We start from the raw sequence: 11,782 nt of genomic DNA, 5'->3' as shown, positions 1-11,782 counted from the left end.
TTAGCGCGCATTTCGATCTGATTGTATCGGATCTGCGCTCTAATCCGTTGTTTACACCGCGTTTTTTTCCGAAAACCGCTTCACACTTTTCGAAAAAAACGCTTTAACGGAAACAATAATACAGCGATTAATATAAGGCAAGCATTGACGCGCAACCGCTTTTATATGGCGAGATCTTTTACTATTTCTAGTCAAGTTTATTGCGCGATGATCAATGATAAAATATCACAGCAATTAAGTTATAAAGCGTCAGATGACTATATGGTTTAAAAATCACCAAACAAAAACTAATTGGCCGCTGGTAGCCTTTGTTTGCAATTGGTAAGCCAAACATCATAAATTGGGTGTTCTACCGCATTTAGACCCGGGCTATCGGCAAACATCCAGCCTCTAAAAATGGGTTTAATTTTTTGGTCCAAAGTGACCTCATTTACCTCAACAAAACCATCGGTTTTAGTTGCTTCATCGGCGCTGCTGGTAAAGCAGGCACGTGGTGTCACTTGTAAAGCGCCAAATTGGTAGGTCTCACCTATGGTGATATGAAAAGTTGTCGTGCGTCCGGTTATTTTATCAAGGCCAGAAAATTCGGCAATGGGATTGCTAATGCGCTCAGCCAATGTTGGGCTTGCAACAGCAGCTAGGGCCAAAACAGCAAGGCTTAAAGATTTCACAAAAGAAAAAGGCTTTAACAATTTTATCATAGCGACCATTCGAAACTTTAAATTATGTGGCTGTATTTGTTATAAATACAAGTCATGAGTTTTAAACACAAACTATGGCAATAAAAAACCAAATTTACAAATAATCATAATTAAATTGGCTTTTTTTAAAAAATAAACATGCATAAAATTAATTATGCATGTTTGGAATGTTTTATATCAACTGAAATAGAAAAAATCTGCATCAATGGTGCTAAATTTCAAAGTCCAGTATAATATTTCCCGCTGCTCATTCTGGTGACCAAGCATTATAATCGCCGGTAACTTTGGGGCGCTTACCGTGATTCTCAATAGAGCCTTTAGGTGTATAAGCATTTGCTGAACCAGTTTGGTTTGACAAATGTTCTTTTTCCCACTCAAACGGTACATAATTTTCAGCAGATGGTGGCGTGTCAACGCGGTGATGCATCCAGCCATGCCAACCGGGTGGAATTGTTGACGCTTCAGAATAGCCATTATAGATTACCCAGCGGCGTTTATAGCCATCTACGTGCCAACCACCTTCATAATAGACATTGCCAAACTCATCTTCACCAACGCGTTTACCTTTACGAAAGGTGAAAAATCTTGTGCCAATTGTCGTACCATTCCACCAAGTGAAAACTTGTCTTATTAAACCGGCCATAGCCTTAAACTCCTCAATCATGCCAGCAAAGGGCACAAAATGAATATGTAGGGTCTCTTATGAGCCTATAATTGCATAAATGCAAGAAATAATTAGAATAGTTCTTTTTCCATTATTATTTCAAAAACATCTTTTTGCTCTTGAATGGGTGTTGGAAATCCAATTTTCTTGTAGCCTTGGCTTTCATAAAATTTCTGTGCGTCTGTACTTTTTTCCAATATTATAACACGGCATTTACGTGCATTGGGAAAAGATTCTTCAACCTCGATCAAAAGACGTTTACCAATGCCTTGACCTTGATATTTGGGGCGCACCATCAGCTGTTGAATAAGAACAGTTTCTGGAAAACCTTTTACGCCACCTTGTAAGGCATATGCTGCACCTTGTAGTTCGTCACCATCATCTGCAACAATAAACTCAGAAGAGGGGCGCGTGAGGCACTTTTTAAAATGATCAACGGATTGCCATTTGCCGATAATCTTATCAACAGCTTCACTGCTGATAAGATCATCATATAGTTCATGCCAAGTGGCGAATAAAAGTTCGCGAATTGATTCTATATCATTTTTTGTAGCGGTTCTAAGCCACATAATATTTATTCCAACCCTAGTTTAGCCTTAACAATGTCATTAACTGCTTGCGGATTTGCCTTGCCGCCTGTTGACTTCATCACTTGCCCAACAAACCAGCCAGCAAGTGTTGGCTTGGCTTTGGCTTGCTCCACCTTGTCTGGATTTGCGGCAATAACATCATCAACCGCCTTTTCAATGGCGCCGGTATCTGTTACCTGCTTTAGCCCGCGGCTTTCAACAACTTCACGCGGATTACCGCCCTCAGCCCAGATGATTTCAAAAAGGTCTTTGGCAATTTTACCTGAAATAGTGCCTTCAACAATAAGCTCAATGATAGTGCCGAGCTGCAAGGGGCTAACAGGCGTTTCTTCAATTGAAAGACCAGCTTTATTTAAAGCACCAAGCAAGTCGTTAATCACCCAGTTTGCTGCAAGTTTGCCATCACGGCCTTTGGCGACTTCCTCAAAATAATCAGCAATGGCTTTTTCAGTAATGAGGATTGATGCATCATAGGCTGAAAGACCAAGAGATGAAATAAGACGGTCTTTTTTATCGTCAGGTAGCTCAGGCAAGTCTGCGGCTAGTTGATCGACCAATTCTTGGCTAAATTCCAGCGGCAAGAGATCAGGATCTGGGAAATAACGATAATCATGCGCTTCTTCTTTAGAACGCATGGCGCGTGTTTCGCCCTTTGCCGCATCAAAAAGCCGTGTTTCTTGGTCAATTGTACCGCCATCTTCCAAAATTGCAATTTGGCGTCTTGCTTCATAATCAATGGCTTGGCCAACGAAGCGAATGGAATTAACATTTTTAATCTCGCAGCGTGTGCCAAATTCACCGCCTGGGCGACGAACCGAGACGTTAACATCGGCGCGCATGGAGCCTTCATCCATATTGCCATCACAAGTGCCTAAATAGCGAACAATAGTGCGCAATTTGGTGACATAGGCCTTGGCTTCATCAGCTGAGCGCATATCCGGTTTTGACACAATTTCCATCAAAGCAACGCCAGAACGGTTAAGGTCAATACAAGACATGGTTGGATGGTGATTATGGATTGATTTACCAGCATCTTGCTCAAGGTGCAGGCGTTCAATACCAATTTCAATATCTTCAAATTGTCCCTTATTATCAGGGCCAACTGAAATGATAATTGCACCTTCGCCAACGATGGGTTGTTTGAATTGCGAAATTTGGTAACCTTGCGGCAAATCTGGGTAAAAATAATTTTTACGATCAAAAACCGATTTTAGATTAATCTGCGCCTTTAGGCCAAGGCCAGTACGAATGGCTTGTTTTACACACTCAATATTAATAACTGGCAACATTCCTGGCATTGCTGCATCAACCAATGAAACATTTGCATTGGGCTCAGCGCCAAAAGAAGTTGAAGCGCCCGAAAATAATTTCGAGTTTGAGGTTACTTGGGCATGTACTTCCAAACCAATAATGACTTCCCAGTCACCAGTGGCACCAGAGATGAAACGTTTTGGTTCTGGAATTCTATTATCAATGATGGTCATTGCCAATCCATATATTCAAATCAATTCAAAGAAATTCTGAAGATATTGGCTACTGCAAATGAGCAAAAAAGGCAAGAGGAAGCATTGGTTTAACATAGTGTTCCGCAAGTTTTTGATAAGTTTTGCAGTAATTTTAAAAAACAATGCAGAATATAAATCACGTTAGATGAGGTTTTGCCCAACGATATTACAATTTTATTTTTTTAAAAATATTGAGATGAAATGAAGCTAGTTGATGTTTTTTGTTATTATAATTAAGCGTTGATTGGTAACTTCACTACTTAAAAAGCAGCCTATTTCCGTTTAAGGATGCTATACTCAACATCCTTAAACTGTTTAATTTTGCAAAATACCAAAACTTAGTTTCGCGCTATTTCAGAAGATTGAAATGCGCGATGCATGGCTTGTGCGCCTTCTTTTTGCATATTGATGCGCATTTTTTCTTCAGTTGCTGCTAATAATTTAGCAACGGTATTATTGCGCTTGGCAACGGGATTTCGCTCATAGCCTTTACGCAAGAAAAAATTCGCAGTTGGCACAATTTCACGCAATTCTTGCGGCATGCTAATCATGTCATAGCCATTGCCATCACCAGTAAGGTTAAGCATCTCAAGTTCTGCGCCGGTTAATTGGCGCGTTACGCCCTTGGCATGAAGAAAATGCATCGATGTGCGTAATTTATGGGTTTGCAGTAGCGGCCCAACATCTTTGTCTAATGTCATAGCATGGATACCAAGGCCGGCTGGCGTTTTGGCAAGCTCTGCCTGCGCAGTCCATTGATGGGGTACGGTACGCGCCCTTGCAGTCATTGCGCTGACAACATCTGCTTTACGTAATAAGCGTTGGCGATTTGCCCCTTGTGCCCTTTGCGCTTGGGCTTTAAGTTCGCGCACGATTTCAGGACCAAACTCATGCATAACGCTAACACTTGCGGTTGCAACGAGCTGATTATAACCAATAGCAGTGGAAATTGGTCGCGCATTGGCATTGCTTTTTAGCATGCCGGCTTGCAAGTCATGAGTACCATCGCCACCTGTTTCAAAAGCATAAAGCGCAACCAGTTGGTAGCGTGTTAGGCCAGCTTGCGAAGCTGCATTGGCATAAGCGCGCATGAATTCTTCTTCATTGCGTGGGCGGTCGGGGGTAAAACCATAGACAGATTTAGCCGCAGCAAGAAAATCACCTGTACCTGGAATTCTTGCACTTGGTTTTGCTGGGGTTATTTGCCCAGGCATTGCGGGTTTTGGTGGGCCATCATAGACTGGAGGCTGATTTAAAACATAATCATTTTGGGTGATGGCTTGACCATTACGGCGTTTTTCATTGCGCTGTTTACGCTTTGCTGAAACATCATCCCAATATTTTTCCGCCTTTTTGCTGTAAGCGGCATGGGCGACTGCCCAGCTGTTACTGGCTGGATTGGTTGGGCGATAGGCTGTAACGCTGGCTGTTGTCTCGATAGATGGTGCCGGGCGGTTTTGCGCAACTGCCGCACTAGGTGCTATATTGGCAGTATTGCTTTTAGGTGCAATGCCTTGCGATAAACCACTCATGGGATTTGAAAAACCACATGCTGTTATGGATAGTGATGCGGATGCTAACAAAAACGCCGTCAAAGCGGACTTGTTGAATTTGCCTGTAGCCTTGGTAAAAAAGCGAAATATCACTATGCTATCCTGTCATCGAGTTTAAAAGTTTAATCAGCATAGCAATTTTAAATATTTATGAAATAAAATATCTAATGCTTGGTTAGCCAATTATTAAAAATGCTCAACATTACCATAATTAGCAATGACGATTTTAATTATTTTGTCATAGCAATTTTTAACAGAATATGAATTTTTGCCAAAACAAAGATCATACACAGTTTTTTTGTCATTCGACGGCAGTAATTTTAGTCAAATTGCCAATTTTACCCTGCGCGTAACAGGCGTATTGCATCATCACGCCTAAATAAATAGAGCAAAAGCCGTAAGGCTTGTCCTCTTGGCGAGGTAAGGTCTTGGTCTTTTTCAAGGATAAGACGCGCATCTTGGCGCGCCATTTCCAATAAATCAGCATGGCTTTCTAGATTGGCTAACTCAAAACCGGGAAGACCTGATTGTTTGGTTCCTAGTAATTCACCTTCACCGCGCAATCTTAAATCTTCTTCAGCAATACGAAAACCGTCTTCCGTTTCACGCATAACATTAAGCCTTGCAGTTGCTGTCAGCGATAGTGGCGATTTATAAAGCAAAATGCACGATGATTCCTTATCGCCGCGCCCAACACGTCCGCGCAATTGGTGCAATTGCGCAAGCCCGAAGCGTTCAGCATGTTCAATAATTATAATTGAAGCATCGGGAACATCGACACCAACTTCAACAACAGTAGTGGCAACCAGCAAGCGAATGTCGCCACTTTTAAATTTGGCCATGGCTTCATCTTTTTCAGCATTAGCCATTTTGCCATGAACTAGGCCAATTTTGTCGCCAAAATATTTTTGCAAATTCAAAAAGCGATCAGTTGCAGAGGTGAGTTCCAGCACTTCCGATTCTTCAACCAAGGGGCAAATCCAATAGATCTTGTCACCTTTTTTTAATGCGGCATCAACCCGCTCCAATAATTTATCAAGCCGTTCCAATGGCAATGTGGCGGTTTGTATTGGTTTACGCCCCTTTGGCTTTTCACGCAGCTTTGACACATCCATATCGCCAAAAGCGGTTAACACCAAGGTGCGCGGAATGGGAGTGGCTGTCATCACCAGCATATCGGGGGCTTGGCCCTTAGCTGTGAGTTGCAAGCGTTGATGGACACCAAAGCGGTGCTGCTCATCAATAATTGCAAGGACAAGATTATGATAATCGACTTTTTCTTGAATAAGCGCGTGGGTACCAATGATAATTGCTGCTTCACCGCTGGCAATATCGTCCAAAATGGCTTGCCGTTCTTTGCCTTTTTCACGCCCTGTCAATAAAACTGCTCTAAGACCAATATTGGCAATTAAAGGTGCAATGGTTGCATAATGTTGGCGCGCCAATACCTCTGTTGGTGTCATTAACGCTGATTGGCCATTATTTTCTGCCGCCTGCAACATAGCATAAAGGGCAACGATGGTTTTGCCTGATCCAACATCGCCTTGTAATAAGCGTAGCATGCGCTCAGAAGAAGCAAGATCTTTTGATATTTCTTCAATGGCTATTTTTTGCCCTTGGGTAAGTTCAAAGGGTAGGTAAGATTTTAATGCATTGATATATTTGCCAGTGGTTAAAAGTGGGGTGCCTGAAAGCCGTTTGGTTTTTGCGCGCACCAAGCCAAGCGCCAATTGTCCTGCTAAAAATTCATCATAGGCAAGCCTGCGGCGCGCTGGGCTTAAAAGTGCAATATCGTCAGGTGTTTTAGGTGTGTGGACTTGGCTTAAAGCATTTTGATAGCTTGGGAAGCTTTCGCGTTTAATAAGGTGTTCGTCCTGCCATTCGGGTAGGTTAGGGATATGGGTTAGGGCGTCTATAATAGCGCGAGATAAGGTTTTAGGTGAAAGGCCAGCTGTGAGCGGATAAACGGGTTCTACCAGTAACAGCTTTTCTTCTTCATCAGCGCTAATAATATGGTCGGGGTGCACCATTTGGGCGCGGCCATTAAAATGCTCCACCTTACCAGAAACAAGAACTTTCGATCCAACCGGCAGTAGGTTTTCAAGCCAAGCTTTTTGCCCACGGAAAAACACTAAGGCTATATCGCTGCTATCATCATGACAATAAACGCGATAGGGAATATTCTTTCTATTTGCTTCAGGCGGGTAGTGGGTATCAACCACCAGCTCCAAGGTTACAATTTCATCCTGTTTGGCGCCAGCAATGAAAGGTCTATTGCGGCGGTCAATTATTGATGTTGGCATTAAATGAAGAATATCCACCAAACGTGGTTCACCAATATCATGGCTAAGGTCGAGCAATTTGCTTATTAAGGCACAAATCTTGGGGCCAACACCAGCAAGGCTGCGAATGGAAACAAAAAATGGATCAGTAATTGATGGACGCATTTAGCCAGCCTGAAGAGTGTAAATTAATTAGATTTCATTCATTTTCAATTGTTGTTTTAGTTGACTTTAACAATAAATCAAAAAAGCTATTATAGAATGTATTTGGTAAAATATAAAACGCCAAAAATCCATTATCAATATAGAAAATGCCCCGTTAAGGGCATTTTGTTTCGCTTAATATCCGCTATTTAATAGTTTTCATTTTCGCTTTGCTGGGATCTGCACTTACGGTTCTAAATAATTTGCCATCTTCAGCAATAAGAACGAGTATTAATGCTAAAATGCCAACAATGAAAAAGCCTGCGGCAATTGGGGTGATCGTGCCGTGGAAAAAATGGCTGATAAGTAAACCACCGCCAGCACCAATGAGCGTTTGCATAAAGCCAAAAACTGATGATGCGGTACCGGCAACTGCGCCTAAAGGTTCCATTGCTAGAGAGTTGAAATTGGCGCCAATCGCGCCAAATGCAAACATAATGACGGTAAATAACAGCATATAGGGAATAAAGGGCACATGGGTTGGGGTTAGCCATGCCCATAAAAATAATACAAATGAGGCTGCCACAAAAGCTAAAAGTAGAAAATGCGAAATACGGCGCATGCCAAAGCGGCCAACAAAGCGAGAATTTAAAAATGCAGCCAATGCTTGGAAAGTAGCAACGGCGGCAAATGCGGCTGGAAACCATTTACCTAAACCGTAAATTCCGTCATAAATTTGTTGTGCGGTATTAAGTGCGCCAAAAAGTGCACTTAAAATAACCGAAAAAGCCAAATTATAGCAAAATGAAATCTTATTAGATAAAACGGTTTTAAAGCCTTGAGTAATGGCGGAAAATGTTAATGGGCGGGGAGCAAAAAGCGTTTCCGGTAAACGCTTCCAAACCCATGCCGCCATAATAATACCGACTGCTGCCATGACAAAGAAAATGAGCTGCCATGGGCCAAGCATGAGAATACCTTGCCCTGTTGCTGGGGCAATAATTGGCACTACCATGAAAACCATCATCACAATGGACATAACTTCTGCCATTTGGCGGCCGCCATAAAGATCCCGAACCACTGAAACGCAAAGCACGCGCGTTGCTGCGGCACCAATGCCTTGTATGGCGCGCAAAATTAAAAGGCCGATAAAAGATGGCGCAAATGCACAGGCAAAAGAGGCAATTGCATAAAATATTAGACCGATAATTAACGGCACACGTCTGCCTAGACGGTCCGATAGTGGGCCGACAAATAATTGCGTAATACCAAAGCCGAGCAAATAGCAAAAAATAATATAATGATGCGCATTTTCCCCGACTACGCCAAGGCTTGCTTTAATGTCGTCAAAGGCGGGCAACATAATGTCAATGGCAACGGCGTTGGTCGCCATGAGAGCGGCAATAAGAATAATGAATTCTTTTACGCCAACACGTTGCTTTATTGCTGCGATATGCTGTTCTTGTGCCATATCTTGGGTCATAGTTTTGTCTTTAGTCTTTCAATAACAGGCCGTATTTATTCGGCATATGGTCGGTTTATTTTTAAATATTTATCAATGGTTTAGGTTTTTTATTTATATGCATTTTATTGGGTTATAAATCCATATAATTGGTGGCACCTGACTTTAATTTATTGGCATTTCAAAAAAACGAAGAATTATAGAAAAACAAATAAAATCAAAAAGGCAGGTTAAATGAGCGCATAGAAATGTTTAAAAACAGCATATCAACATTTAGGTGCTGACCATATTGCGCTGTTTTTTTTATATAAACATTTACTGAGCATTTTGCTTTTGTAATCTTATGGGCGCATTGCCCCAAAAATTGCGACCCAGAATTTGCCTAGCCATTTAAAGCCTGAAAACTTTTTATAGTATTATCTATAGGTTGAAAGGGATTGCAAAGCAATTCTAAAATCTGAGTTTGGCAAAAATATAAATCGATTTAAAGCTATAGGTTGCAAATGTGATATTATATAGATTATTTGCATAATATTTTGTTTTAAAAGGTTTTTAGCCTTAAACTACCACTTGCATTAAATCATTATATGTTTTTGGGAAAATAAGGCCCATAATCGCTACAATGAGCCTTATAAATGCAATTTGCCCCTTACGATAGATTACCTATAAATTGCGTAAATACCATAAGGCCCTCTGGCCAAGGGCCATGACCGGATTTAGTGTTAATGTGACCTGCTTCGCCAGCATCTAAAAATAGTGAACCCCAATCTTCCCCCAGCTTTTCAGCTACTGAAAACTCGCAATATTCATCATTGCGGCTTGCAATTAACACAGATGGAAAGGGTAGCTTTTCAGTTGGGTAGGGCCCGAAAGTCATTAAATGCTTAGGCCGGATATTGGGATTGGCAACATCGGGAGCAGCAACTAAAAAAGCGCCTTTTACGCGTTTGCCAAGTAAAGGTACTGCTTGCACAATGGTTGCAACGCCCAAAGAATGACCAACAAGCAAAACGGGACGTTCAGATTTTTCAACTTCTTCACGAAGTCGTGCAATCCATTCGCTGCGCACTGGTTTTGACCACGCGTCTTGTTCAACCCGACGCGCAGTTGTTAATTTGCGCTCCCAGCGTGATTGCCAATGGTTTTCATCAGACCCTTGGTATCCAGGTACCATTAATATATCTAATTGATTTGCTTTCATATTTTATATTGTTGCCCGTTTTTGCAACATCCTTTATCAAATAATCAAACTGAATTTTGTTAATATATAGCCATATAGTTGCTGAACAAAAGAAATTTAACCCTAATGGTCCTTTTATGATGGATTAAATACACTGCGGATGAAGTGATTAAGAGGATTATCTGGCTCTAGCATTAATTTTATTGCTAATATTGTACATATGATAACAAGAAGTGGTTTTATAAGTTTGGTGCCTATTTTCATGGTTAGCCTTGCGCCAATTTGCGCGCCGATAAATTGAGCCATCCCCATGACAAGACCAATTTTCCAATTAACTACACCAACTGCCGCAAAAGCTGCAAAACCACCAATATTAGATGAAAAATTAAGCAGCTTTGTATGGGCAGTTGCTTTTAGCATACCAAAACCTGCAAGAGAAACAAAAGCCAGCATGAAAAAAGAACCGGTCCCTGGGCCAAAAACGCCATCATAAAAGCCGATTAAAGGCGGTATCGTCATGGTAAATAAAAACTGCCCCATGCGACGCGTGCGATCAACATCGCCTATATTGGGTTTTAGTGCAAAATAAAGGGCGACGCTTATAAGTAAAATTGGCAAAAAGGCAGTTAATACTTCTTTGGGAAGCTTGGTTGCTAACAATGCACCTAGTAATCCGCCTGCAAATGCTAATAATGCCTCCCATCCTTGACTTTTAAGATCAACATGGCCAGCACGCGCATAAGCAATAGTTGCGGATAGTGAGCCAAAAAGTGATTGCAATTTGTTAGTACCAAGTGCTGCAACGGGTGAGCCGCCAAGCCCTAGATAAAGGGCCGGTACAGTAATTAGCCCGCCGCCGCCAGCAATAGAATCAATAATGCCAGCAATGAGAGCAGCTGCGATCAACATTAATGTTGTTGGATCAAGAAGAAAATCAATCATATCGTTCCTTTATATAGTATGATTTCAACATTCTTCTCATGATTGAAACCTTCAACCGTTTTGCACTATTTGTCGATGCTCTGCAATTTCAAAATCGCGAAGGTAATTTTAATGTGATGGAGTAACCTTGTGCAGTAAATTATTTACGGAAAAAAATATTTTTTACAACTGATTGAACTTTTTCAAAAAATATATGTTTATAAATGGGTTACCCAATTAAATAACAGTCATTAATCAGCTATGGTTCTTTAACTACAAAATAGCTATTTACATCGGAGCGCTTGATGAGCGAAGGTTTCTTTCATAAAATTGCTAATTACTTCACTCGAAATAGTGTGGTAAGTAAAGTCGCAGGCGATCCAGCTATTGCAGCTGAGCTTCTTCTGCTGATCAAAATTATTTTTGCCGATGGTGAACGCGGCCACGCAGAAACCGAAGTTTTTGCGCAAATTGCACAGCAACAATTTGATATTCCTGCCGATGCCCTGCCTGATGTAATCCGCTATTTGGGCGATTATGGATATGAAACAACCACCGCCCAAGCTGCAGCGTTGTTTAGTGATTTAGCACCTGAACGACGCATATCATTGGTGCGTAATTTGATGGCTGTTGCCTCAGCTGATAATTATATTGATGAGAATGAAGTTGCCTTTATTGAGCGCGTTAGCGCGATTTTGGGTATTAGCCCCCAAGAGGTTGATGAAATCTGGAAAAGCAACTAGGGTAGAAATTACCGGCTAGAGCGCTGATCTGATTGGA

General features: G+C 41.4%; 10 protein-coding genes. 1 reads left to right on the top strand and 9 read right to left on the bottom strand.

The window, feature by feature from the left end:
- Positions 1-287: 287 nt before the first annotated feature.
- The 9 genes from H3299_RS07360 to H3299_RS07320 all read right to left on the bottom strand — a co-directional run bounded on the left by H3299_RS07360 (position 288) and on the right by H3299_RS07320 (position 11,023).
- Positions 288-701 (bottom strand): DUF2155 domain-containing protein, encoded by a 414-nt coding sequence (locus H3299_RS07360; RefSeq protein ID WP_182417057.1) that lies wholly within the window; start codon positions 699-701, stop codon positions 288-290.
- 247 nt (positions 702-948) lie between these two features.
- Complete coding sequence (locus tag H3299_RS07355; RefSeq protein WP_182417056.1) at positions 949-1,344, bottom strand: NADH:ubiquinone oxidoreductase subunit NDUFA12; 396 nt, start codon at positions 1,342-1,344, stop codon at positions 949-951.
- 92 nt (positions 1,345-1,436) lie between these two features.
- Positions 1,437-1,934: a GNAT family N-acetyltransferase gene (locus H3299_RS07350; protein ID WP_182417055.1), complete on the bottom strand. Its 498-nt coding sequence runs from the start codon at positions 1,932-1,934 to the stop codon at positions 1,437-1,439.
- Between the two features lie 5 nt (positions 1,935-1,939).
- A complete protein-coding gene (gene gatB / locus H3299_RS07345) occupies positions 1,940-3,439 on the bottom strand; it encodes an Asp-tRNA(Asn)/Glu-tRNA(Gln) amidotransferase subunit GatB (RefSeq protein ID WP_182417054.1) in 1,500 nt (499 codons plus the stop codon).
- 359 nt (positions 3,440-3,798) lie between these two features.
- Entirely contained in the window at positions 3,799-4,992 is a 1,194-nt protein-coding gene (locus tag H3299_RS07340) for a hypothetical protein (RefSeq protein WP_182417053.1), read from the bottom strand.
- Between the two features lie 359 nt (positions 4,993-5,351).
- Positions 5,352-7,460 carry an ATP-dependent DNA helicase RecG gene (gene recG, locus H3299_RS07335; protein ID WP_182417052.1) on the bottom strand — a complete coding sequence of 703 codons (2,109 nt, stop codon included), beginning with the start codon at positions 7,458-7,460 and terminating at the stop codon, positions 5,352-5,354.
- A gap of 184 nt (positions 7,461-7,644) precedes the next feature.
- Positions 7,645-8,922 carry a multidrug effflux MFS transporter gene (locus H3299_RS07330; RefSeq protein WP_182417051.1) on the bottom strand — a complete coding sequence of 426 codons (1,278 nt, stop codon included), beginning with the start codon at positions 8,920-8,922 and terminating at the stop codon, positions 7,645-7,647.
- A gap of 628 nt (positions 8,923-9,550) precedes the next feature.
- Complete coding sequence (locus tag H3299_RS07325; protein WP_182417050.1) at positions 9,551-10,102, bottom strand: alpha/beta hydrolase; 552 nt, start codon at positions 10,100-10,102, stop codon at positions 9,551-9,553.
- Positions 10,103-10,216: 114 nt separating this feature from the next.
- A complete protein-coding gene (locus tag H3299_RS07320) occupies positions 10,217-11,023 on the bottom strand; it encodes a TSUP family transporter (protein WP_182417049.1) in 807 nt (268 codons plus the stop codon).
- Positions 11,024-11,307: 284 nt separating this feature from the next.
- Between H3299_RS07320 and H3299_RS07315 the strand changes: the two genes are divergently transcribed.
- Complete coding sequence (locus H3299_RS07315) at positions 11,308-11,745, top strand: TerB family tellurite resistance protein (RefSeq protein WP_182417048.1); 438 nt, start codon at positions 11,308-11,310, stop codon at positions 11,743-11,745.
- Positions 11,746-11,782: the final 37 nt, after the last annotated feature.

The organism is Bartonella sp. HY038 (genome assembly GCF_014117425.1).
In the GTDB taxonomy this organism is placed as follows: Bacteria; Pseudomonadota; Alphaproteobacteria; order Rhizobiales; family Rhizobiaceae; genus HY038.
Note: the sequence above shows the minus strand (reverse complement) of the source record. Positions and strands in the feature narration are given on the sequence as shown.